General features: G+C 54.1%; 15 protein-coding genes, 6 tRNA genes and 3 rRNA genes. All 24 read right to left on the reverse strand.

Annotated features, from left to right (window positions below; genetic code table 11):
* Positions 1–11 precede the first annotated feature (11 nt).
* Positions 12–485 (reverse strand): 30S ribosomal protein S7, encoded by a 474-nt coding sequence (rpsG, locus tag RMV17_RS26545; RefSeq protein ID WP_007916467.1) that lies wholly within the window; start codon positions 483–485, stop codon positions 12–14.
* 107 nt (positions 486–592) lie between these two features.
* Complete coding sequence (gene rpsL, locus RMV17_RS26550; protein ID WP_003186084.1) at positions 593–964, reverse strand: 30S ribosomal protein S12; 372 nt, start codon at positions 962–964, stop codon at positions 593–595.
* Between the two features lie 215 nt (positions 965–1,179).
* The gene (rpoC, locus tag RMV17_RS26555) at positions 1,180–5,379 is read right to left on the reverse strand and encodes a DNA-directed RNA polymerase subunit beta' (RefSeq protein ID WP_034156498.1); all 4,200 of its coding nucleotides are present in this window, start codon (positions 5,377–5,379) and stop codon (positions 1,180–1,182) included.
* 64 nt (positions 5,380–5,443) lie between these two features.
* Complete coding sequence (gene rpoB / locus RMV17_RS26560) at positions 5,444–9,517, reverse strand: DNA-directed RNA polymerase subunit beta (protein WP_016984190.1); 4,074 nt, start codon at positions 9,515–9,517, stop codon at positions 5,444–5,446.
* A 221-nt stretch (positions 9,518–9,738) separates the two neighbouring features.
* Entirely contained in the window at positions 9,739–10,104 is a 366-nt protein-coding gene (gene rplL / locus RMV17_RS26565; RefSeq protein ID WP_034156497.1) for a 50S ribosomal protein L7/L12, read from the reverse strand.
* A 74-nt stretch (positions 10,105–10,178) separates the two neighbouring features.
* Complete coding sequence (gene rplJ / locus RMV17_RS26570; RefSeq protein ID WP_003228752.1) at positions 10,179–10,679, reverse strand: 50S ribosomal protein L10; 501 nt, start codon at positions 10,677–10,679, stop codon at positions 10,179–10,181.
* A gap of 197 nt (positions 10,680–10,876) precedes the next feature.
* Positions 10,877–11,572 carry a 50S ribosomal protein L1 gene (gene rplA, locus RMV17_RS26575; protein WP_007916481.1) on the reverse strand — a complete coding sequence of 232 codons (696 nt, stop codon included), beginning with the start codon at positions 11,570–11,572 and terminating at the stop codon, positions 10,877–10,879.
* Positions 11,572–12,003 carry a 50S ribosomal protein L11 gene (rplK, locus tag RMV17_RS26580; RefSeq protein WP_003228756.1) on the reverse strand — a complete coding sequence of 144 codons (432 nt, stop codon included), beginning with the start codon at positions 12,001–12,003 and terminating at the stop codon, positions 11,572–11,574. Before rplK ends, rplA begins: the two co-directional genes overlap by 1 nt.
* Before the next feature lie 117 nt (positions 12,004–12,120).
* Positions 12,121–12,654, reverse strand: coding sequence for a transcription termination/antitermination protein NusG (gene nusG / locus RMV17_RS26585; protein WP_007916492.1), 534 nt, complete (start codon positions 12,652–12,654; stop codon positions 12,121–12,123).
* Positions 12,655–12,663: 9 nt separating this feature from the next.
* Positions 12,664–13,032 (reverse strand): preprotein translocase subunit SecE, encoded by a 369-nt coding sequence (gene secE, locus RMV17_RS26590; protein WP_007916493.1) that lies wholly within the window; start codon positions 13,030–13,032, stop codon positions 12,664–12,666.
* Between the two features lie 45 nt (positions 13,033–13,077).
* A tRNA-Trp gene (locus RMV17_RS26595) sits at positions 13,078–13,153 on the reverse strand.
* 53 nt (positions 13,154–13,206) lie between these two features.
* A complete protein-coding gene (tuf, locus tag RMV17_RS26600) occupies positions 13,207–14,400 on the reverse strand; it encodes an elongation factor Tu (RefSeq protein ID WP_064361246.1) in 1,194 nt (397 codons plus the stop codon).
* Between the two features lie 85 nt (positions 14,401–14,485).
* A tRNA-Thr gene (locus RMV17_RS26605) sits at positions 14,486–14,561 on the reverse strand.
* A 25-nt stretch (positions 14,562–14,586) separates the two neighbouring features.
* Positions 14,587–14,660 (reverse strand) — tRNA-Gly (locus RMV17_RS26610).
* A 25-nt stretch (positions 14,661–14,685) separates the two neighbouring features.
* A tRNA-Tyr gene (locus RMV17_RS26615) sits at positions 14,686–14,770 on the reverse strand.
* 142 nt (positions 14,771–14,912) lie between these two features.
* Complete coding sequence (locus RMV17_RS26620) at positions 14,913–15,344, reverse strand: hypothetical protein (protein WP_311883743.1); 432 nt, start codon at positions 15,342–15,344, stop codon at positions 14,913–14,915.
* A gap of 7 nt (positions 15,345–15,351) precedes the next feature.
* A complete protein-coding gene (locus RMV17_RS26625; RefSeq protein ID WP_311883745.1) occupies positions 15,352–16,104 on the reverse strand; it encodes a pantothenate kinase in 753 nt (250 codons plus the stop codon).
* On the reverse strand, positions 16,094–17,047 hold the full coding sequence (birA, locus tag RMV17_RS26630) for a bifunctional biotin--[acetyl-CoA-carboxylase] ligase/biotin operon repressor BirA (protein ID WP_311883747.1): 954 nt from the start codon (positions 17,045–17,047) through the stop codon (positions 16,094–16,096). Before birA ends, RMV17_RS26625 begins: the two co-directional genes overlap by 11 nt.
* A gap of 132 nt (positions 17,048–17,179) precedes the next feature.
* Positions 17,180–17,295 (reverse strand): 5S ribosomal RNA (rrf, locus tag RMV17_RS26635).
* Positions 17,296–17,461: 166 nt separating this feature from the next.
* Positions 17,462–20,355, reverse strand: a 23S ribosomal RNA gene (locus RMV17_RS26640).
* 234 nt (positions 20,356–20,589) lie between these two features.
* Positions 20,590–20,665: transfer RNA gene (locus tag RMV17_RS26645), tRNA-Ala, on the reverse strand.
* Between the two features lie 10 nt (positions 20,666–20,675).
* Positions 20,676–20,752, reverse strand: a tRNA-Ile gene (locus tag RMV17_RS26650).
* Between the two features lie 123 nt (positions 20,753–20,875).
* Positions 20,876–22,412 (reverse strand): 16S ribosomal RNA (locus RMV17_RS26655).
* The 16S, 23S and 5S rRNA genes sit together here with 2 tRNA genes alongside, the layout of an rRNA operon.
* A 496-nt stretch (positions 22,413–22,908) precedes the next feature.
* Entirely contained in the window at positions 22,909–24,108 is a 1,200-nt protein-coding gene (tyrS, locus tag RMV17_RS26660; RefSeq protein WP_311883749.1) for a tyrosine--tRNA ligase, read from the reverse strand.
* Between the last annotated feature and the right edge of the window lie 89 nt (positions 24,109–24,197).

Here is a 24,197-nt window from a genome sequence, read left to right on the forward strand (position 1 = left end):
TGAAGCTAAAATTAGAAGCGGTAGTGCGAGAAAGCTTTGTTGGCTTCAGCCATACGGTGCACGTCTTCACGCTTCTTAACAGCAGCACCTTTACCTTCAGCAGCATCCAGCAGTTCGCCAGCCAAACGCAGAGCCATAGACTTCTCGCCACGCTTACGGGCGAAGTCTACCAACCAGCGCATTGCCAGAGCGTTACGACGGGAAGGACGAACCTCGACCGGAACCTGGTAAGTAGCACCACCAACGCGGCGCGACTTCACTTCGACCAGCGGAGCGATGGCGTCGAGTGCTTTTTCGAAGAGTTCCAGGGGGTCGGTGCCAGCCTTACGGGTCGCAACGGTTTCCAGGGCACCATAAACGATACGCTCGGCAACGGCTTTCTTGCCGCTTTCCATAACGTGGTTCATGAATTTGGCGAGGATCTGGCTTCCGTATTTCGGATCGTCCAGAATCTCACGCTTTGCTGCTACGCGACGTCTTGGCATGATAAGCCCTCAAGCGGTCTTCAGGTTAGCTCGGGACAGATCCAATGGATGCGTGCCCGACCTTACTCTTATCGACTCAATAAAATGAAAATCTGCAAAACGGCCGATTACTTCGGACGCTTGGTACCGTACTTCGAACGACCCTGGTTACGGCCTTTAACGCCGGAAGTATCCAAGGAGCCGCGAACGGTGTGGTAACGAACACCTGGCAAGTCTTTTACACGACCGCCGCGGATCAGTACCACGCTGTGCTCTTGCAGGTTGTGACCTTCACCACCGATGTACGAGGAAACCTCGAAACCGTTGGTCAGGCGCACACGGCATACTTTACGCAGTGCCGAGTTAGGTTTTTTCGGCGTAGTGGTGTACACACGGGTGCACACGCCACGACGTTGCGGGCAGTTCTGCAGCGCAGGTACGTCGGATTTCTCGACGATACGCTTACGCGGCTGACGTACCAGCTGGTTGATAGTTGCCATCTACTAGCTCCACTGTTGTCTTGCGACGCTATTGTCTTGCAAGAAAAGCAAAATGGCAGGAACGAATTCCCGCCAAATTTAGGGGATCAAGAGTCTAAAGAGGATCTTGTCCCCAGTCAAGGCAAGGCCCCGACCTCCCCGCCCGTCCAACCTTGACAATATGTCTCGATTCGACGAACGGAGCGATCAGGGCCTCAGCTCATTTACCGCAGAACTCAGTTACCGCTCGAGTTCAGCGCTTCGGTCAGTGCAGCTTCCACTTCACTGGCGCTTACGCGCAACGGTTTGTCAGCATCACGACGACGCTTGCGCTCGCTGTGATAAGCCAGACCGGTACCAGCCGGGATCAGACGACCCACGACTACGTTTTCTTTCAGGCCGCGCAGGTAATCGCGCTTGCCGGTGACTGCCGCTTCGGTCAGTACGCGGGTGGTTTCCTGGAAGGAAGCCGCCGAGATGAACGATTCGGTCGACAACGACGCCTTGGTGATACCCAGCAGAACGCGAGTGTACTTGGAGACGAACTTGTCTTCGCCGCCCAGACGCTCGTTCTCTACCAGTACGTGAGTCAGTTCCATCTGGTCGCCCTTGATGAAACTCGAATCGCCGGATTCAGCGATTTCAACTTTACGCAGCATCTGACGCAGGATGGTCTCGATGTGCTTATCGTTGATCTTCACGCCTTGCAGACGGTAAACGTCCTGGATCTCGTTAACGATGTACTTGGCCAGCGCGCTTACACCCAGCAGACGCAGGATGTCGTGCGGATCGCTTGGACCGTCGGAGATAACTTCGCCGCGGTTTACCTGTTCGCCTTCGAACACGTTCAGGTGACGCCACTTCGGAATCAGCTCTTCGTACGGATCGCTACCGTCGTTCGGGGTAATAACCAGACGGCGCTTGCCTTTGGTCTCTTTACCGAACGCGATGGTGCCGCTGACTTCAGCCAGAATCGAGGCTTCTTTCGGACGACGGGCTTCGAACAAGTCGGCAACACGCGGCAGACCACCGGTGATGTCGCGAGTCTTCGAAGTTTCTTGTGGGATACGCGCGATAACATCACCGATCGCGATCTTCGCACCGTCAGCCACACCGACCAGGGCGTTGGCTGGCAGGAAGTACTGAGCGATAACGTCAGTGCCTGGCAGCAACAGATCCTTGCCGTTGTCGTCAACCATCTTCACTGCTGGGCGAATTTCTTTGCCCGCAGCTGGACGATCTTTCGCGTCGAGTACTTCAATGTTGGTCATACCGGTCAATTCGTCAGTCTGACGCTTGATCGTGATGCCTTCTTCCATGCCCACGTAGGTCACGGTACCTTTCATTTCGGTAACGATTGGGTGAGTGTGCGGATCCCACTTGGCCACGATTGCGCCAGCGTCGACCTTGTCACCTTCTTTAACCGAAATCACAGCACCGTACGGCAGCTTGTAACGCTCGCGCTCACGACCGAAGTCGTCAGCGATAGCCAGCTCACCGGAACGGGACACAGCAACCAAGTGACCATCCACTCGCTCAACATGCTTCAGGTTGTGCAGACGGACGGTACCGCCATTCTTCACCTGAACGCTGTCGGCTGCGGAAGTACGGCTTGCCGCACCACCGATGTGGAACGTACGCATCGTCAGCTGGGTACCCGGCTCACCGATGGACTGGGCAGCGATAACGCCGACCGCTTCACCGATGTTCACCTGGTGACCACGAGCCAGATCGCGGCCGTAGCACTTGGCGCAAATGCCATAGCGGGTTTCGCAGCTGATCGGCGAACGCACGATCACTTCGTCGATGCTGTTCAGCTCGATGAATTCAACCCACTTCTCGTCTACCAGAGTACCGGCCGGAACGATAACGTCCTCGGTGCCTGGCTTGAATACGTCACGGGCAATAACACGACCCAATACGCGTTCACCCAACGGCTCTACAACGTCACCGCCTTCAATGTGCGGAGTCATCAGCAGACCGTGTTCGGTGCCGCAATCGATCTCGGTTACAACCAGATCCTGCGCCACGTCTACCAGACGACGAGTCAGGTAACCGGAGTTCGCAGTTTTCAACGCGGTATCCGCCAGACCTTTACGAGCACCGTGAGTCGAGATGAAGTACTGAAGTACGCTCAAACCTTCACGGAAGTTCGCAGTAATCGGCGTTTCAATGATGGAACCGTCCGGCTTGGCCATCAGACCACGCATACCGGCCAGTTGACGAATCTGTGCTGCGGAACCCCGCGCACCCGAGTCGGCCATCATGTACATCGAGTTGAAAGACTCTTGATCGACTTCAACGCCATGACGGTCGATAACCTTCTCTTTCGAGAGGTTGGCCATCATCGCCTTGGAAACTTCGTCGTTCGCCTTCGACCAAAGGTCGATCACTTTGTTGTACTTCTCGCCCTGGGTTACCAGGCCGGAGGCGTACTGGCTCTCGATCTCTTTCACTTCGTCGGTGGCAGCACCGATGATGCGGGCTTTTTCATCCGGGATAACGAAGTCGTTAACACCGATGGAAACGCCGGAGATGGTCGAGTAAGCGAAACCGGTGTACATCAACTGGTCAGCGAAGATTACGGTCTCTTTCAAACCAACCACGCGGTAGCACTGGTTGATCAGCTTGGAGATCGCCTTTTTCTTCATCGGCAGGTTGACGACGTCGTACGACAGACCTTTTGGCACAACCTGGAACAGCAGCGCACGGCCGACAGTGGTGTCGACGATACGGGTACCGCTCACGCTGTTGCCGTCACGGTCGTTGACGGTTTCGTTGATACGAACTTTAACCTTGGCGTGCAGTGCGGCTTCGCCGGCACGGAACACACGGTCAACTTCCTGCAGATCCGCGAACACACGACCTTCGCCTTTGGCGTTGATCGCTTCACGAGTCATGTAGTACAGACCCAATACAACGTCCTGCGACGGAACGATGATTGGCTCACCGTTGGCTGGCGACAGAATGTTGTTGGTCGACATCATCAACGCGCGCGCTTCCAACTGGGCTTCCAGTGTCAGCGGTACGTGCACGGCCATTTGGTCGCCGTCGAAGTCGGCGTTGTACGCGGCGCAGACCAGCGGGTGCAGCTGGATAGCCTTACCTTCGATCAGTACCGGTTCAAACGCCTGGATACCCAGACGGTGAAGGGTCGGTGCACGGTTGAGAAGAACCGGGTGTTCGCGAATCACTTCAGCGAGAACGTCCCAAACCTCTGGCAGTTCGCGCTCGACCATTTTCTTGGCCGCTTTGATGGTGGTCGCGAGACCACGCATTTCGAGCTTGCCGAAAATGAACGGTTTGAACAGCTCGAGAGCCATCTTCTTCGGCAGACCGCACTGGTGCAGACGCAGGGTCGGACCTACGGTAATTACCGAACGACCGGAGTAGTCAACACGCTTACCGAGCAAGTTCTGACGGAAACGACCCTGCTTACCCTTGATCATGTCAGCCAGGGATTTCAGAGGACGCTTGTTCGAACCTGTGATAGCGCGGCCACGACGACCGTTGTCGAGCAGAGCATCGACAGCTTCCTGCAACATACGCTTTTCGTTGCGCACGATGATGTCCGGAGCGGACAGATCCAGCAGGCGCTTCAAACGGTTGTTACGGTTGATCACTCGACGATACAGATCGTTGAGGTCGGAAGTCGCGAAACGACCGCCGTCCAGCGGGACCAGTGGACGCAGATCTGGCGGCAGAACCGGCAGAACGGTCAGCACCATCCATTCTGGCAGGTTGCCGGAACCCTGGAAGGCTTCCATCAACTTCAGACGCTTGGACAGCTTCTTGATCTTGGTTTCGGAGTTGGTTTGCGGAATTTCTTCACGCAGACGGCCAATCTCGTGTTCCAGGTCGATAGCGTGCAGCAGTTCACGGACAGCTTCAGCACCCATACGGGCATCAAAGTCGTCACCGAACTCTTCCAGCGCTTCGAAGTACTGCTCGTCGTTCAGCAGCTGACCTTTTTCAAGGGTGGTCATGCCTGGATCGATAACGACATAGCTCTCGAAGTAGAGAACGCGTTCGATATCACGCAGGGTCATGTCCATCAGCAAGCCGATACGGGACGGCAGCGATTTCAGGAACCAGATGTGGGCAACCGGCGAAGCCAGTTCGATGTGCGCCATGCGCTCACGACGAACCTTGGCCAGTGCAACTTCAACGCCGCACTTCTCGCAGATCACACCACGGTGCTTCAAGCGCTTGTACTTACCGCACAGGCACTCGTAATCCTTTACCGGGCCAAAGATCTTGGCGCAGAACAGACCGTCACGCTCAGGTTTGAACGTACGGTAGTTGATGGTTTCCGGCTTTTTAACTTCACCGAACGACCATGAGCGGATCATCTCAGGCGAGGCCAATCCGATACGGATGGCGTCGAACTCTTCGACTTGACCCTGGTTTTTCAGCAAATTCAGTAGGTCTTTCAAGGCCTTTCCTCCTGGCGGAGCAGAGAGCGGGCAATCCTGCCCCGCTCTCGATTCGCGTCACGTGTTATTCGGTTTCCAGATCGATATCGATGCCGAGGGAACGAATTTCCTTGATCAACACGTTGAAGGACTCGGGCATGCCCGGCTCCATACGGTGATCGCCATCCACGATGTTTTTGTACATCTTGGTACGGCCGTTCACATCGTCCGACTTCACTGTGAGCATTTCTTGCAGAGTGTAAGCAGCACCGTATGCTTCCAGTGCCCAGACCTCCATCTCCCCGAAACGCTGACCACCGAACTGCGCCTTACCACCCAGCGGCTGCTGGGTAACCAGGCTGTACGAACCGGTAGAACGCGCGTGCATCTTGTCGTCTACCAAGTGGTTCAGCTTCAGCATGTACATGTAGCCAACGGTAACTGGACGCTCGAACTTGTTGCCGGTACGGCCGTCAGTCAGCTGCATCTGGCCGCTTTCCGGCAGGTCTGCCAGTTTCAGCATGGCCTTGATTTCGCTTTCCTTGGCGCCGTCGAACACTGGAGTGGCCATTGGAACACCACCACGCAGGTTCTTCGCCAGATCCAGGATTTCCTGATCGGAGAAGCTGTCCAGATCTTCGTTACGACCGCCGATCTGGTTGTAGATCTCGTCCAGGAAGGTGCGCAGTTCAGCGACTTTACGCTGCTCTTCGACCATCCGGTTGATCTTCTCGCCCAGACCTTTGGCCGCGAGGCCCAGGTGGGTTTCAAGGATCTGACCAACGTTCATACGCGAAGGTACGCCCAGTGGGTTGAGGACGACGTCGACCGGGGTGCCATTGGCATCGTGCGGCATGTCTTCAACCGGCATGATCACGGAGACCACACCTTTGTTACCGTGACGACCGGCCATCTTGTCGCCCGGCTGGATGCGACGACGGATTGCCAGGTAAACCTTGACGATTTTCAGCACGCCTGGAGCCAGGTCATCGCCCTGCTGCAGTTTGCGCTTCTTGTCTTCGAACTTGTCGTCCAGCAGACGGCGGCGATCAACGATGTAGGCCTGAGCCTTCTCGAGCTGCTCATTCAGAGCATCTTCAGCCATGCGCAGTTTGAACCACTGACCATGCTCAAGACCGTCGAGTACTTCGTCGGTGATGTCCTGACCTTTCTTCAGACCAGCACCGCCTTCAGCCTTGTGGCCTACCAGAGCGGAGCGCAGACGTTCGAAAGTAGCGCCTTCAACGATACGGAACTCTTCGTTCAGATCCTTGCGAATCTCGTCGAGCTGAGTCTTCTCGATCGACAGTGCACGAGCATCACGCTCAACGCCGTCACGCGTGAAGACCTGTACGTCGATGACAGTACCTTTGGTACCGGTAGGTACGCGCAGGGAGGTGTCTTTAACGTCGCTGGCTTTTTCACCGAAGATCGCACGCAGCAGTTTTTCTTCCGGAGTCAGCTGGGTCTCGCCTTTCGGAGTGACCTTGCCCACCAGGATGTCGCCTGCGCCAACTTCAGCACCTACATAAACGATACCGGCTTCGTCCAGCTTGTTCAGTGCAGCTTCACCCACGTTAGGGATGTCCGCAGTGATTTCCTCTGGGCCAAGCTTGGTGTCACGGGCCACACAGGTCAGTTCCTGAATGTGGATCGTGGTGAAACGGTCTTCCTGAACTACACGCTCGGACAGGCAGATGGAGTCTTCGAAGTTGAAGCCGTTCCATGCCATGAACGCGATGCGCATGTTCTGACCCAGCGCCAGTTCACCCATGTCGGTGGACGGGCCGTCGGCCATGATGTCGCTACGCTGAACGCGATCACCCTTGCTCACCAGCGGACGCTGGTTGATGCAGGTGTTCTGGTTCGAGCGGGTGTATTTGGTCAGGTTGTAGATGTCGACACCAGCTTCGCCGGTTTCAACTTCGTCATCAGCAACACGAACCACGATACGGCTGGCGTCGACGGAGTCGATCACGCCGCCACGACGAGCCACGACGCAAACGCCGGAGTCACGGGCTACGTTACGCTCCATGCCGGTACCTACCAGCGGCTTGTCAGCGCGCAGGGTTGGTACAGCTTGACGCTGCATGTTCGAACCCATCAACGCACGGTTGGCGTCGTCGTGCTCGAGGAACGGAATCAGCGACGCTGCAACCGAAACTACCTGCTTCGGCGAAACGTCCATCAAGGTGACTTCTTCAGGCGCCTTAACGGTGAATTCGTTCAGGTGACGTACGGCTACCAGTTCGTCGATCAGGACTTTCTGGTCGTTCATGGTCGCCGAAGCCTGCGCGATCACGTGATCGGCCTCTTCAATAGCAGACAGGAACACGATCTCGTCGGTGACCACACCCTCTTTCACTACACGGTACGGGCTTTCCAGGAAGCCGTACTGGTTAGTGCGAGCGTAAGCAGCCAGGGAGTTGATCAGACCGATGTTCGGACCTTCCGGCGTTTCAATCGGGCAAACACGACCGTAGTGAGTCGGGTGTACGTCACGGACTTCAAAGCCTGCGCGCTCACGAGTCAGACCGCCAGGGCCGAGTGCAGAGACACGACGCTTGTGGGTGATCTCGGACAGCGGGTTGTTCTGGTCCATGAACTGCGAGAGCTGGCTGGAACCGAAGAACTCTTTCACCGCCGCAGCCACTGGCTTGGCGTTGATCAGGTCTTGCGGCATCAGGCCTTCGCTTTCAGCCATCGACAGACGCTCTTTGACCGCACGCTCAACACGTACCAGGCCAACGCGGAACTGGTTCTCGGCCATTTCGCCTACGCAGCGAACACGACGGTTACCCAGGTGGTCGATGTCATCGACGATGCCTTTACCGTTACGGATGTCGACCAGGGTCTTCAGTACCGCGACGATGTCTTCCTTGCACAGCACGCCCGAACCTTCGATCTCGGTACGACCGATACGACGGTTGAACTTCATCCGGCCGACCGCAGACAGGTCATAGCGCTCAGGGCTGAAGAACAGGTTGTTGAACAGGGTTTCGGCAGCGTCTTTGGTTGGCGGCTCGCCAGGACGCATCATGCGATAGATCTCGACCAGCGCTTCCAATTGGTTGCTGGTGGAGTCGATCTTCAGCGTGTCGGAGACGAACGGACCGCAGTCGATATCGTTGGTATACAGAGTTTCGATGCGAACAACGCCGGCCTTGGCAATTTTTGCCAGGACTTCAGTGTTCAGCTCGGTGTTGCACTCTGCCAGGATTTCGCCGGTAGCCGGGTGCACGATGACCTTGGCGGTAGTGCGACCGAGGACGTAGTCCAGAGGCACTTCCAGCGTCTTGATGCCGGCTTTTTCGATCTGGTTGATGTGGCGCGCGGTAATACGGCGGCCCGCTTCAACAATGACCTTGCCCTTCTCGTCCTGAATGTCCAGAACTGCAATCTCACCACGCAGACGCGAAGCAATCAGTTCCAGGCTGAGGGTTTCGCCGCTCAGCTTGAAGACGTTGGTGGTGTAGAACGCGTCCAGCACTTCCTCAGTGGTGTAACCGAGCGCGCGCAGCAGTACCGATGCCGGCAGCTTGCGACGACGGTCGATACGCACGAACACGCAGTCTTTCGGGTCGAACTCGAAGTCCAGCCACGAACCGCGGTAAGGAATGATGCGCGCGGAGTACAGCAGTTTGCCGGAGCTATGCGTCTTGCCGCGGTCGTGGTCGAAGAACACGCCCGGGGAACGGTGCAGCTGGGAAACGATTACACGCTCGGTACCGTTGATTACGAAGGTACCGTTCTCAGTCATCAGGGGGATTTCACCCATGTAGACTTCTTGCTCTTTGATGTCCTTGATCGCTTTGTTCGACGATTCTTTGTCGAAAATGATCAGGCGCACTTTTACCCGCAAAGGTACGGCGAAAGTTACACCGCGCAATACGCATTCTTTGACATCAAATGCCGGTTCGCCCAGGCGATAACCGACGTACTCCAGCGCAGCATTGCCGGAGTAGCTGATGATCGGGAAAACGGATTTGAAGGCCGCATGCAGGCCCACGTCGCGGAACTGATCTTTAGTCGCTCCCGCTTGCAAGAATTCACGATACGAATCCAGCTGGATGGCCAGGAGGTAAGGCACATCCATGACGTCCGGCAACTTGCTAAAGTCCTTGCGGATACGTTTTTTCTCAGTATATGAGTAAGCCATCAGCGTTCCCCAGCTTGGTCACCTGCTTGTTTGGCCCCTCCCGACGGGAGCAGCCAGAAAATCGTGCAAACCCCATGGTTTGCTCCACCGCATCGGGTGGTTACAGCGCCTTTATCAGCACCGACCCAGTCGGCTGCCAATAACGGAAAAAGGCCGGTGGCAAGAGCCACCAGCCATCAGCCTGTCGCTTGACGCTCGGGCTGGAGGAGCAAAGTCGATACTTATTTCAGCTCGACTTTAGCGCCTGCTTCTTCCAGCTTCTTCTTGGCGTCTTCAGCCGCTTCTTTCGAAACGCCTTCAGCTACAACCTGAGGAGCGCCGTCTACTTTCTCTTTGGCTTCTTTCAGGCCCAGACCGGTCAGTTCACGAACTGCCTTGATCACGTTAACCTTCTTCTCGCCAGCTTCCAGCAGAACAACGTTGAACTCGGTTTGCTCTTCAACAACAGCGGCAGCAGCAGCTGGACCAGCCGAAGCAGCAGCAGCAGTTACGCCGAACTTCTCTTCCATGGCCTTGATCAGCTCAACGATTTCCATTACGGATTTTTCGCCGATTGCGTCGATGATTTGTTCGTTAGTCAGAGACATGACTTATTTCCTGAATTGGGGGACGGCCTACGCGACCATCGAAATAAACAAAAAACGCGAGAAGTTGAAGAGCCTTAGGCTGCAGCAGCTTCTTTCTGGTCGCGAATTGCCGCCAGAGTACGAGCCAATTTGCTGGTAGCGCCTTGAATCACGCTCATCAGCTGAGAAATTGCTTCGTCACGGGTCGGCAAGGTTGCCAGTACGTCGATCTGATTAGCTGCGAGGAACTTGCCCTCGAACGCAGCTGCCTTGATCTCGAACTTGTCCTGACCCTTGGCAAACTCTTTGAAGATACGAGCAGCAGCGCCCGGATGTTCGTTCGAGAATGCAATCAGGGTCGGGCCGGTGAACACGTCGTTGAGGACACTGTATTCAGTGTCAGCAACAGCGCGCTTGAGCAGGGTGTTACGTACAACGCGTACGTAAACGCCAGCTTCACGAGCCTCTTTACGGAGTCCGGTCATTGCGCCTACTGTTACGCCACGTGCATCAACCACGACAGCGGACAGAGCGACTTTGGCAGCCTCGTTGACTTCAGCGACGATGGCCTTCTTGTCTTCGAGATTAATTGCCACGGGTTTAACTCCTGCTTGTTACCGTTTCATTCGATCGAAACCGAATGTCGTTTTGGTGTCTGATTCGGTAAGGAACCGGGAGCACCATCTGCGTAGGCTTATGGTTTAAGACTTGCGTCGCCTACGGTCTTGGATAGCCCCCGCCAGGCAGGGACCCCAATCTTTCAATTGGCGCGTTAACCGCGCCAACCTTTGTCTTACGCGTCCAGCGAGCTCTGGTCGATAACCAGACCTGGGCCCATGGTGGTGCTCAGGGTAACGCGCTTGACGTAGATACCTTTCGAAGAAGCTGGCTTGATACGCTTCAGATCAGCGATCAGGGCTTCAACGTTTTCCTTCAGCTTGACGGCGTCGAAGCCCATCTTGCCAACGGAGGTGTGAATGATGCCGTTTTTGTCGGTGCGATAACGAACCTGACCAGCTTTAGCGTTTTTAACCGCGGTAGCTACGTCTGGAGTTACGGTACCAACTTTCGGGTTAGGCATCAGACCACGTGGACCGAGGATCTGGCCCAACTGACCTACAACGCGCATTGCATCCGGGGATGCGATCACTACGTCATAGTTCAGGTCGCCGCCTTTCATTTCGGCAGCCAGATCGTCCATACCTACACGGTCAGCGCCGGCAGCCAAAGCGGCCTCAGCAGCTGGGCCCTGGGTGAACACAGCAACGCGAACAGTCTTGCCAGTGCCGTGTGGCAGCACAGTAGCGCTACGAACAACCTGGTCGGATTTACGCGGGTCTACACCCAGGTTTACAGCAACGTCGAACGACTCGCTGAACTTGACAGTCGACAGCTCAGCCAGCAAAGCTGCGGCATCTACAATGTTGTAGGCCTTGCCTGCTTCGATTTTGCCGGCGATAGCCTTTTGACGCTTGGTCAGCTTAGCCATTACACACCCTCCACGTTAAGGCCCATGCTACGAGCAGAACCGGCGATAGTACGCACGGCTGCATCCATATCAGCTGCAGTCAGATCCGCGTTTTTGGTTTTCGCGATTTCTTCCAGCTGAGCACGGGTAACGGTGCCAACCTTAACGGTGTTCGGACGAGCGGAACCGCTGGTCAGACCGGCCGCTTTCTTCAGCAGAACCGAAGCAGGGGTGGATTTGGTTTCGAAAGTGAAGCTACGGTCGCTGTAAACAGTGATGATCACTGGAGTCGGCAGACCTGCTTCAAGACCCTGAGTACGGGCGTTGAAGGCCTTGCAGAATTCCATGATGTTCACGCCGTGCTGACCCAGAGCAGGACCAACAGGTGGGCTTGGGTTAGCCTGAGCGGCCTTCACTTGCAGCTTGATGTAAGCGGTAATTTTCTTGGCCATGAGGCACTCCAATTACGGGTTCGAACGCCTCGAAAGGCTCCCCGGTTACTTGCGCGTTTATCCCAGTGACGACAAAACCCCACAGCCTAGGGCTGCGGGGTTGGGATGCTTGTCCAGTTAGACCTTTTCGACCTGACTGAACTCCAACTCTACCGGAGTAGAGCGACCGAAAATGAGCACTGCCACTTGGATCCGGCTCTTTTCGTAATTAACTTCTTCAACAACGCCATTGAAATCAGCGAATGGACCGTCATTGACTCGCACCGTCTCACCTGGCTCGAAGAGAGTCTTCGGCTTCGGCTTATCGCTACCATCAGCAACACGACGCAGAATTGCTTCCGCCTCTTTATCGGTGATTGGCGCAGGCTTATCAGCGGTACCGCCAATGAAACCCATCACCCGAGGAGTGTCCTTGACCAAGTGCCAAGTACCCTCATTCATATCCATCTGAACCAGCACATAGCCTGGAAAGAATTTGCGCTCGCTTTTGCGCTTCTGGCCATTACGCATTTCGACCACTTCTTCAGTGGGAACCAGAATCTCGCCGAAGCCATCTTCCATGCCAGCCAGCTTTACGCGCTCGACCAGCGAGCGCATCACATGCTTCTCGTAACCCGAGTAAGCATGCACAACATACCAACGCTTAGCCACGGGACACCCTTAGCCGACAATCAAGGAAACAAGCCAGCCGAGCAGGGAATCAAGACCCCACAACAGCAACGCCATTACCAGAACAACAGCCACCACAATGAGGGTGGTCTGCGTGGTTTCTTGGCGAGTTGGCCACACGACTTTACGAATCTCGGTGCGAGCTTCCTTAACCAGTACAAAGAAAGACTTGCCCTTCGCAGTCTGCAGGCCTACAAAGGCAGCTACAGCAGCAATGACAAGCAAAGCGAGTACACGGTACAGGATCGGCGAAGCAGAGTAATACTGATTGCCAACAACGCCAACAACCACCAAAGCGACAACTACAAGCCACTTGAGCAGATCGAAGCGAGAGCCTTGAGCTTCAGCTTTAGGAGTCATCTATGAAGATCCTGTGAAAAGAAAGCCAGACACACCGAGTGAATCTGGCAGGTCAGGAGGGAATCGAACCCCCAACCTACGGTTTTGGAGACCGTCGCTCTGCCAATTGAGCTACTGACCTAAAACAAAATCAGGCCGACCATTATGCCGGCCCGAAAAATACATTACAACCACTTACTCGATGATTTTAGCTACGACGCCAGCGCCGACGGTACGACCGCCTTCACGGATAGCGAAACGCAGACCGTCTTCCATCGCGATGGTTTTGATCAGGGTAACAGTCATCTGAATGTTGTCACCTGGCATTACCATTTCAACGCCTTCTGGCAGCTCGCAGTTACCAGTCACGTCAGTAGTACGGAAGTAGAACTGTGGACGGTAGCCTTTGAAGAACGGAGTGTGACGGCCGCCTTCTTCCTTGCTCAGAACGTAAACTTCTGCGGTGAACTTGGTGTGCGGCTTAACCGAACCCGGCTTAACCAGAACCTGACCACGCTCAACGTCGTCACGCTTGGTACCACGCAGCAGAACGCCGCAGTTCTCGCCAGCACGACCTTCGTCGAGCAGCTTGCGGAACATTTCAACACCGGTGCAAGTAGTAACGGTGGTATCACGCAGACCAACGATTTCCAGCGGATCCTGAACGCGAACGATACCGCGCTCGATACGACCAGTCACAACAGTACCGCGACCCGAGATCGAGAATACGTCTTCGATTGGCATCAGGAACGGCTTGTCGATCATACGAACCGGTTCTGGGATGTAGGCATCCAGAGTTTCTACCAGCTTCTTGACAGCGGTAGTGCCCATTTCGTTGTCGTCTTTGCCTTCCAGCGCCATACGAGCCGAACCGATGATGATTGGAGTGTCATCGCCCGGGAAGTCGTAGGTGGACAGCAGGTCGCGAACTTCCATCTCAACCAGTTCCAGCAGCTCAGCATCGTCTACCAGGTCAGCCTTATTCAGGAAAACCACGATGTACGGAACGCCTACCTGACGGGACAGCAGGATGTGCTCACGGGTTTGTGGCATCGGACCATCAGCGGCCGAGCAAACCAGAATAGCGCCGTCCATTTGAGCAGCACCGGTGATCATGTTCTTCACATAGTCAGCGTGACCTGGGCAGTCAACGTGAGCGTAGTGACGGATCTTCGAGTTATACTCAACGTGCGCGGTGTTGATGGTGATACCGCGAGCTTTTTCTTCTGGTGCGCTGTCGATCTTGTCGAAATCAACGATTGCGGAACCGAAAACTTCGGAGCAAACGCGAGTCAGAGCAGCAGTCAGAGTGGTTTTACCGTGGTCAACGTGACCAATGGTCCCAACGTTGACGTGGGGCAGGGAACGATCAAATTTTTCCTTAGCCATCGATATCACCCTCAACAGAAGAAATTAGACAAACAATATCAGCCATTAAAACAAAGGCAGATATTTTCATATCTGCCTTGTTATATGGAGCTCTTGAGCGGATTTGAACCGCTGACCTCACCCTTACCAAGGGTGTGCTCTACCAACTGAGCTACAAGAGCGAAACACTTGCACAACCTGCAAACTTGGAGCGGGTAGCGGGAATCGAACCCGCATCATCAGCTTGGAAGGCTGAGGTTCTACCACTAAACTATACCCGCGGAGCCTGCAGCTCACGCTTAAATCTGGTGGAGGGAGAAGGATTCGAACCTTCGAAGTCGTAGACGTCAGATTTACAGTCTGATCCCTTTGGCCGCTCGGGAACCCCTCCTAATCAGGCCGGCATTCTATACTATGCCAAACCCCTGTCAAGCATTTTCTCATTTAAAAACCTGAGGTTAGCTGCGTTGACACACTTCACTTTGATCACCTGTTCTGGTCTTCGCTGTGGAGCGGGCGCCATTCTATGCAAACTATTCAGCAGGTGCAACCCCCTCACACAGCATTATTTTATGTTTTAACTCATTGAATTCCTTGGAAAGGTTTTGCAACGGCGCATCCCCTAGCAAACGCTGGCTCTGTGGTGCGACAGACAACCAATAACCAGCCCCAGAAGCCGCTCTTGACGAAGATCGCACATCGATCCCCATTTCAGCCAAACGCTGCTGAAGCGCTGAAATCGACTCCTGCCGGGAAAACCCCCCAAGGAAGAGACACTCTTGCTGCCGCCCCCCCTGCCCCTCCCGAACATCACTCGCTGCTTCACTGAGCAAGCGGATGTCTTGCTGGGAACCTCGGTACAGACTGAGAGGCGTCACATCTTTCGCCCGCAAAGGTGCCTCCTGCTGATGCCAGACATAGTAGAAAGCATTAAGAACAAGAAGCAGGAGGAACAACCAACGCATACAAACCTCAGGAAAAAGGACACGCCATAGCCAACCCGACAAATACCAGGTCGGGAACGACTCTGGCTTCAGGAGCGACATCCGCAACCAATTCAGCATCACCGCCAGTTATAAAGACTGCGAAGTTTTCCCCCCAGTAGGAACGCGCCAGCTCCAACTGCGTAAATACGAAACCTCGTAACATCAACGAACACCCGCGCTCCACCGCCTCAACAGTGGTCCGCCCGGGCGCACTGCAGGACAGCGCACGCTCTGCCGCCAAATCTCCATATCGAATCTTACGAGTATGTGTACGTAGCTGATTGCGCATCAACGGCATGCCGGGGCAGATAAAACCACCCAGATGCTCACCGCCCGCAGCAATAAAATCAGCAGTTACCGCTGTACCAAAATCAAGCACCAGGCAAGCGCCGCCCAATGCGAGATGAAACCCTCCAATCATGGCCAGCCATCGATCCAACCCTAGACGCTCGTAGTCTTCATAGCCATTCTTGACACCGGACATCTCACGAGCGGGCTTCGCACACACCACCGAAATACCGAACTCCCGCTCGATGACACCGATTAAGGCATCAGTTTCCTCCGTTGTCCTGACACTGACCACGCGACAATTGCGAAGCACAAGCCCATCAAGGGCTCTCAAACTGTCAAGCAACGCCAGATCAGAGTCGACAACTCCTTCAGAGAAGAGAGGGCCGGGCGCAGCCTTCAGTACTCGCCATTTAATAAAGCTGTTCCCGCAGTCGAGCTCAAGAATCATCACGCAACCTCAGACTGAGCTCACCACCACTAAAGACTTTTTCCACGCCACCCACCTTCAGGCGCAGCGCACCCTGACTATCTATTCCGAGCACCACGCCATCTACCTGACTCGAACCCGCAATCAACGATACAGGCCGATCTTGCCACAGGTGATTAGCCTCCCATTCTGCCTGGAGAACCGAGAAGCCATTCGCCTGATGACGCTGAATGTAAGCATGTAACTGCTCACTCAGCTCAACCACCAAGGCATTACGATCACTGCTTTTGCCTGACTCAAGCCGGATAGAGGTCCATTGCTGGTCGACCTCATCAGCTAACTGCATATTCACATTGATGCCAATACCTAGCACCACATGGCAAACGTCTGCCGGATCCCCGACGAGCTCAAGGAGAATACCGGCGATTTTCTTGTTACCTACCAAGACATCGTTGGGCCACTTCAATCCGGCACTTGGCACACCGAAATTTCGCAGAGCCTGCAAGACAGCCAACCCCACGACAAGACTCAAGCCCTCGAGTTGGCGCATTCCGCCATCAATACGCAGAACAAGGCTGTAATAAAGATTTTCAGCAAACGGGCTCACCCATTTGCGACCTCTTCGCCCGCGCCCGGAGACTTGCCGCTCCGCGAGCACCAAAAAGGGCGCCAAACTACCTTGGCCGATCGCGCGCAGAGCCTCAGCGTTTGTCGAATCGACCGAATCCAGAACGGTTACCGGCCAGCTTGGCGCCATTGCAGATATAGTCAGAGGGTCGAGCAGCATCAATGGCGCAGCCAGTTGATAGCCCCGACCCCGAACTTTATGAATGGATAAACCAAGATCAGCCTCCAGATGCTGAAGCTGCTTCCATACCGCACTTCGACTTATTCCCAGGGCGGCGCCCAGATCCTGACCAGAATGGAATCGACCATCCTTCAGAAGGTTCAACAACGTCAGCATGCAGGTCTCGCCTCACAATGAGGCCCGAATAATAGCCATGCCCCGGGCCGTTGCATAGAAATCAAGCAGATACATTTCCTGCGGGCAAAACAAAACCCCAACTGCTTTCGCAATTGGGGTTTCGGAATTTAATCTTGACGATGACCTACTCTCACATGGGGAAACCCCACACTACCATCGGCGATGCATCGTTTCACTGCTGAGTTCGGGATGGGATCAGGTGGTTCCAACGCTCTATGGTCGTCAAGAAATTCGGGTACTGAGTCGTGGCCAGTTGGCCTCGCTTCAGCAAATTGGGTATGTGACAGCTTTCGGTGTTTTGTGCTGCTTTTTCAAGTGCAGTCGAACTTTCGGTTCGTTTCGTCTTCACACACCGCAATCTGGTCTCTTCGACGCAAATTGCTTGGGTGTTATATGGTCAAGCCTCACGGGCAATTAGTATTGGTTAGCTCAACGCCTCACAGCGCTTACACACCCAACCTATCAACGTCGTAGTCTTCGACGGCCCTTCAGGGAACTCAAGGTTCCAGTGAGATCTCATCTTGAGGCAAGTTTCCCGCTTAGATGCTTTCAGCGGTTATCTTTCCCGAACATAGCTACCCGGCAATGCCACTGGCGTGACAACCGGAACACCAGAGGTTCGTCCACTCCGGTCCTCTCGTACTAGGAGCAGCCCCTCTCAAATCTCAAACGTCCACGGCAGATAGGGACCGAACTGTCTCACGACGTTCTAAACCCAGCTCGCGTACCACTTTAAATGGCGAACAGCCATACCCTTGGGACCGGCTTCAGCCCCAGGATGTGATGAGCCGACATCGAGGTGCCAAACACCGCCGTCGATATGAACTCTTGGGCGGTATCAGCCTGTTATCCCCGGAGTACCTTTTATCCGTTGAGCGATGGCCCTTCCATACAGAACCACCGGATCACTAAGACCTACTTTCGTACCTGCTCGACGTGTCTGTCTCGCAGTCAAGCGCGCTTTTGCCTTTATACTCTACGACCGATTTCCGACCGGTCTGAGCGCACCTTCGTACTCCTCCGTTACTCTTTAGGAGGAGACCGCCCCAGTCAAACTACCCACCATACACTGTCCTCGATCCGGATAACGGACCTGAGTTAGAACCTCAAAGTTGCCAGGGTGGTATTTCAAGGATGGCTCCACGCGAACTGGCGTCCACGCTTCAAAGCCTCCCACCTATCCTACACAAGCAAATTCAAAGTCCAGTGCAAAGCTATAGTAAAGGTTCACGGGGTCTTTCCGTCTAGCCGCGGATACACTGCATCTTCACAGCGATTTCAATTTCACTGAGTCTCGGGTGGAGACAGCGCCGCCATCGTTACGCCATTCGTGCAGGTCGGAACTTACCCGACAAGGAATTTCGCTACCTTAGGACCGTTATAGTTACGGCCGCCGTTTACCGGGGCTTCGATCAAGAGCTTCGCGTTAGCTAACCCCATCAATTAACCTTCCGGCACCGGGCAGGCGTCACACCCTATACGTCCACTTTCGTGTTTGCAGAGTGCTGTGTTTTTAATAAACAGTCGCAGCGGCCTGGTATCTTCGACCGGCATGAGCTTACGGAGCAAGTCCTTCACCCTCACCGGCGCACCTTCTCCCGAAGTTACGGTGCCATTTTGCCTAGTTCCTTCACCCGAGTTCTCTCAAGCGCCTTGGTATTCTCTACCCAACCACCTGTGTCGGTTTGGGGTACGGTTCCTGGTTACCTGAAGCTTAGAAGCTTTTCTTGGAAGCATGGCATCAACCACTTCGTCACCCAAAGGGTAACTCGTCATCAGCTCTCGGCCTTAAGATCCCGGATTTACCTAAGATCTCAGCCTACCACCTTAAACTTGGACAACCAACGCCAAGCTGGCCTAGCCTTCTCCGTCCCTCCATCGCAATAACCAGAAGTACAGGAATATTAACCTGTTTTCCATCGACTACGCTTTTCAGCCTCGCCTTAGGGACCGACTAACCCTGCGTCGATTAACGTTGCGCAGGAAACCTTGGTCTTTCGGCGTGGGTGTTTTTCACACCCATTGTCGTTACTCATGTCAGCATTCGCACTTCTGATACCTCCAGCAAGCTTCTCAACTCACCTTCACAGGCTTACAGAACGCTCCTCTACCGCATCATCCGAAGATGATACCCGTAGCTTCGGTGTATGGTTTGAGCCCCGTTACATCTTCCGCGCAGGCCGACTCGACTAGTGAGCTATTACGCTTTCTTTAAAGGGTGGCTGCTTCTAAGCCAACCTCCTAGCTGTCTAAGCCTTCCCACATCGTTTCCCACTTAACCATAACTTTGGGACCTTAGCTGACGGTCTGGGTTGTTTCCCTTTTCACGACGGACGTTAGCACCCGCCGTGTGTCTCCCATGCTCGGCACTTGTAGGTATTCGGAGTTTGCATCGGTTTGGTAAGTCGGGATGACCCCCTAGCCGAAACAGTGCTCTACCCCCTACAGTGATACATGAGGCGCTACCTAAATAGCTTTCGAGGAGAACCAGCTATCTCCGAGCTTGATTAGCCTTTCACTCCGATCCACAGGTCATCCGCTAACTTTTCAACGGTAGTCGGTTCGGTCCTCCAGTTAGTGTTACCCAACCTTCAACCTGCCCATGGATAGATCGCCCGGTTTCGGGTCTATTCCCAGCGACTAGACGCCCTATTAAGACTCGCTTTCGCTACGCCTCCCCTATTCGGTTAAGCTCGCCACTGAAAATAAGTCGCTGACCCATTATACAAAAGGTACGCAGTCACAGAACAAAGTCTGCTCCCACTGCTTGTACGCATACGGTTTCAGGATCTATTTCACTCCCCTCTCCGGGGTTCTTTTCGCCTTTCCCTCACGGTACTAGTTCACTATCGGTCAGTCAGTAGTATTTAGCCTTGGAGGATGGTCCCCCCATATTCAGACAAAGTTTCTCGTGCTCCGTCCTACTCGATTTCATGACTAAGAGATTTTCGCGTACAGGGCTATCACCCACTATGGCCGCACTTTCCAGAGCGTTCCGCTAATCTCAAAGCCACTTAAGGGCTAGTCCCCGTTCGCTCGCCACTACTAAGGGAATCTCGGTTGATTTCTTTTCCTCAGGGTACTTAGATGTTTCAGTTCCCCTGGTTCGCCTCTTGCACCTATGTATTCAGTACAAGATAACCATCTTATGATGGCTGGGTTCCCCCATTCAGACATCTCCGGATCAAAGTCTGTTTGCCGACTCCCCGAAGCTTTTCGCAGGCTACCACGTCTTTCATCGCCTCTGACTGCCAAGGCATCCACCGTATGCGCTTCTTCACTTGACCATATAACCCCAAGCAATCTGGTTATACTGTGAAGACGACATTCGCCGAAAATTCGAATTTCTCAATTAAGAGAACTCACAAATTTTACCTTAGCCTGATCCGTTACCAGTGAAAGTAACGTTCAGTCTATCTTTCTATCACATACCCAAATTTTTAAAGAACGATCTAATCAAAAGACTAGAAATCAATATTCTCAATGGAATACTCATTTCTAAGCTTTCAGAAGCAGTTATATGGTGGAGCCAAACGGGATCGAACCGTTGACCTCCTGCGTGCAAGGCAGGCGCTCTCCCAGCTGAGCTATGGCCCCATAACAAAATTGGTGGGTCTGGGCAGATTCGAACTGCCGACCTCACCCTTATCAGGGGTGCGCTCTAACCAACTGAGCTACAGACCCAATTTCGAGCGCGTAACTGTTAGCTTGGAGCTATCAGCTTGGAGCTTAAAGCTGCTTCTATCGTCTTCTTCAATGAATCAAGCAATTCGTGTGGGAACTTATGGAGCAGCTGATGTCGTCGATTAAGGAGGTGATCCAGCCGCAGGTTCCCCTACGGCTACCTTGTTACGACTTCACCCCAGTCATGAATCACACCGTGGTAACCGTCCTCCCGAAGGTTAGACTAGCTACTTCTGGTGCAACCCACTCCCATGGTGTGACGGGCGGTGTGTACAAGGCCCGGGAACGTATTCACCGTGACATTCTGATTCACGATTACTAGCGATTCCGACTTCACGCAGTCGAGTTGCAGACTGCGATCCGGACTACGATCGGTTTTATGGGATTAGCTCCACCTCGCGGCTTGGCAACCCTTTGTACCGACCATTGTAGCACGTGTGTAGCCCAGGCCGTAAGGGCCATGATGACTTGACGTCATCCCCACCTTCCTCCGGTTTGTCACCGGCAGTCTCCTTAGAGTGCCCACCATTACGTGCTGGTAACTAAGGACAAGGGTTGCGCTCGTTACGGGACTTAACCCAACATCTCACGACACGAGCTGACGACAGCCATGCAGCACCTGTCTCAATGTTCCCGAAGGCACCAATCCATCTCTGGAAAGTTCATTGGATGTCAAGGCCTGGTAAGGTTCTTCGCGTTGCTTCGAATTAAACCACATGCTCCACCGCTTGTGCGGGCCCCCGTCAATTCATTTGAGTTTTAACCTTGCGGCCGTACTCCCCAGGCGGTCAACTTAATGCGTTAGCTGCGCCACTAAGAGCTCAAGGCTCCCAACGGCTAGTTGACATCGTTTACGGCGTGGACTACCAGGGTATCTAATCCTGTTTGCTCCCCACGCTTTCGCACCTCAGTGTCAGTATCAGTCCAGGTGGTCGCCTTCGCCACTGGTGTTCCTTCCTATATCTACGCATTTCACCGCTACACAGGAAATTCCACCACCCTCTACCATACTCTAGCTCGACAGTTTTGAATGCAGTTCCCAGGTTGAGCCCGGGGATTTCACATCCAACTTAACGAACCACCTACGCGCGCTTTACGCCCAGTAATTCCGATTAACGCTTGCACCCTCTGTATTACCGCGGCTGCTGGCACAGAGTTAGCCGGTGCTTATTCTGTCGGTAACGTCAAAACAGCAACGTATTAAGTTACTGCCCTTCCTCCCAACTTAAAGTGCTTTACAATCCGAAGACCTTCTTCACACACGCGGCATGGCTGGATCAGGCTTTCGCCCATTGTCCAATATTCCCCACTGCTGCCTCCCGTAGGAGTCTGGACCGTGTCTCAGTTCCAGTGTGACTGATCATCCTCTCAGACCAGTTACGGATCGTCGCCTTGGTGAGCCATTACCTCACCAACTAGCTAATCCGACCTAGGCTCATCTGATAGCGCAAGGCCCGAAGGTCCCCTGCTTTCTCCCGTAGGACGTATGCGGTATTAGCGTTCCTTTCGAAACGTTGTCCCCCACTACCAGGCAGATTCCTAGGCATTACTCACCCGTCCGCCGCTGAATCCAGGAGCAAGCTCCTCTCATCCGCTCGACTTGCATGTGTTAGGCCTGCCGCCAGCGTTCAATCTGAGCCATGATCAAACTCTTCAGTTCAAACATCTTTGGGTTTTTAAGAAACCCTAAACTTGGCTCAGCAATCGTTGGTTACATCTTTGATTTCTCGCGGAGTAACTTGTGATGCTGATAATCTTGTTGACTATCAGTCTGACTCCACAAGCACCCACACGAATTGCTTGATTCAGTTGTTAAAGAGCGGTTGGTTAAGATCTTTCGTCTCAACCGAGGCGCGCATTCTACAGCAGCCTCATTTGCTGTCAAGTGATTATTTTCAGAAGTTTTCGAAGAATTCTTCAACAACTTCAACCACTTGCGCCTCAGATCTCTCCGAAGCGGGAGGCGAATTCTACAGCGTTACACGCTGCTGTCAACACCTCTTTTTCAACTTCCTTTTGGCTTCGATGAACTGAAGCAACCTGCTGTCGAAACCTACATAACTCTTTGAATCTCAAGGAGTTTTCCGTTTCGACTGCGCCGGAAGTGGGGCGAATTATAGACATCTGAAATTCGCCGTCAACACTTATTTTCAGTATCACTCAGATTTCAGCGTGATACGTGCAAATGCCTTCTTGCCTGCCTGGCAAACGTGGGTCGCGCCCAGTACATATATAAAGGAGCGATCAACCACCTGACCATCAACGCGCACACCGCCGGACGCCAAGAGGTCGCGTGCCGCTGCCGAGTTTTTCACCAGGCCTGCTTTATTAAGGACTGCCGCGATCGGCATGTCCTCAGCGGAAGCCAGTTCGACTTCCGGCAGATCATCCGGCAACTCACCATCCTTCATACGGTTACCCGCTGCACGATGAGCATTGGCCGCAGCCTCTTCACCATGGAAGCGCGCAACGATCTCTTCAGCCAGTTTGATTTTGACGTCGCGCGGATTGGCGCCTGCCTCAACATCGGCACGCAACGCATTGATCTCGTCCATCGAGCGGAAGCTGAGCAGCTCGAAGTAACGCCACATCAATGCATCCGGAATCGAAACCAGCTTGCTGTACATGACGCCCGGCGCTTCCTGAATACCGACGTAGTTGCCCAAGGACTTGGACATCTTCTTCACACCATCCAGACCTTCGAGCAGCGGCATGGTCAGAATGCACTGAGCCTCTTGACCATAACCACGCTGCAACTCACGCCCCATCAGCAAGTTGAACTTCTGATCGGTACCACCCAACTCGACATCCGCACGCAGAGCCACCGAGTCGTAACCCTGCACCAGCGGGTAAAGGAACTCGTGAATAGCGATTGGCTGATTGGTGGTGTAGCGCTTATCGAAGTCGTCACGCTCGAGCATGCGAGCGACGGTGTACTGCGAGGTCAGACGAATGAAGTCGGCCGGCCCCATCTGATCCATCCAGGTGGAGTTGAACGCGACTTCGGTTTTCGCCGGATCGAGAATCTTGAAAACCTGAGTTTTGTAAGTCTCGGCGTTTTCCAGAACCTGTTCGCGAGTCAGCGGAGGACGAGTAGCACTCTTGCCACTCGGATCACCGATCATCCCGGTGAAGTCACCTATAAGGAAGATCACCTGATGCCCCAGTTCCTGAAACTGACGCAGCTTATTAATAAGCACGGTATGACCCAAGTGCAGATCCGGAGCGGTTGGATCAAAGCCTGCCTTAATACGCAGCGGCTGGCCGCGCTTGAGCTTCTCGATCAGCTCGGACTCGACCAACAGTTCTTCCGCACCACGTTTAATCAGCGCTAGCTGCTCTTCAACCGACTTCATAACAGACCCGCAAGGCTCAGATTCAAAGGGAACCAACCATACAAGATCGCGCACCAATTACAAGTTTTGCCCGGCGCACGGACACCAAT

The sequence above is a fragment of the Pseudomonas sp. VD-NE ins genome (assembly GCF_031882575.1).
In the GTDB taxonomy this organism is placed as follows: Bacteria; Pseudomonadota; Gammaproteobacteria; order Pseudomonadales; family Pseudomonadaceae; genus Aquipseudomonas; species Aquipseudomonas fluorescens_BZ.

Excerpts from the sequence above, each read along its gene's own strand:
- rpsG (WP_007916467.1), bottom strand. The coding sequence starts at position 485 with ATGCCAAGACGTCGCGTAGCAGCAAAGCGTGAGATTCTGGACGATCCG.
- tyrS (WP_311883749.1), bottom strand. The coding sequence starts at position 24,108 with ATGAAGTCGGTTGAAGAGCAGCTAGCGCTGATTAAACGTGGTGCGGAA.
- rplA (WP_007916481.1), bottom strand. The coding sequence starts at position 11,572 with ATGGCTAAGCTGACCAAGCGTCAAAAGGCTATCGCCGGCAAAATCGAA.
- RMV17_RS26620 (WP_311883743.1), bottom strand. The coding sequence starts at position 15,344 with ATGCGTTGGTTGTTCCTCCTGCTTCTTGTTCTTAATGCTTTCTACTAT.
- RMV17_RS26625 (WP_311883745.1), bottom strand. The coding sequence starts at position 16,104 with ATGATTCTTGAGCTCGACTGCGGGAACAGCTTTATTAAATGGCGAGTA.
- rpsL (WP_003186084.1), bottom strand. The coding sequence starts at position 964 with ATGGCAACTATCAACCAGCTGGTACGTCAGCCGCGTAAGCGTATCGTC.
- tuf (WP_064361246.1), bottom strand. The coding sequence starts at position 14,400 with ATGGCTAAGGAAAAATTTGATCGTTCCCTGCCCCACGTCAACGTTGGG.
- birA (WP_311883747.1), bottom strand. The coding sequence starts at position 17,047 with ATGCTGACGTTGTTGAACCTTCTGAAGGATGGTCGATTCCATTCTGGT.
- rpoB (WP_016984190.1), bottom strand. The coding sequence starts at position 9,517 with ATGGCTTACTCATATACTGAGAAAAAACGTATCCGCAAGGACTTTAGC.
- rplL (WP_034156497.1), bottom strand. The coding sequence starts at position 10,104 with ATGTCTCTGACTAACGAACAAATCATCGACGCAATCGGCGAAAAATCC.
- secE (WP_007916493.1), bottom strand. The coding sequence starts at position 13,032 with ATGACTCCTAAAGCTGAAGCTCAAGGCTCTCGCTTCGATCTGCTCAAG.
- rplK (WP_003228756.1), bottom strand. The coding sequence starts at position 12,003 with ATGGCCAAGAAAATTACCGCTTACATCAAGCTGCAAGTGAAGGCCGCT.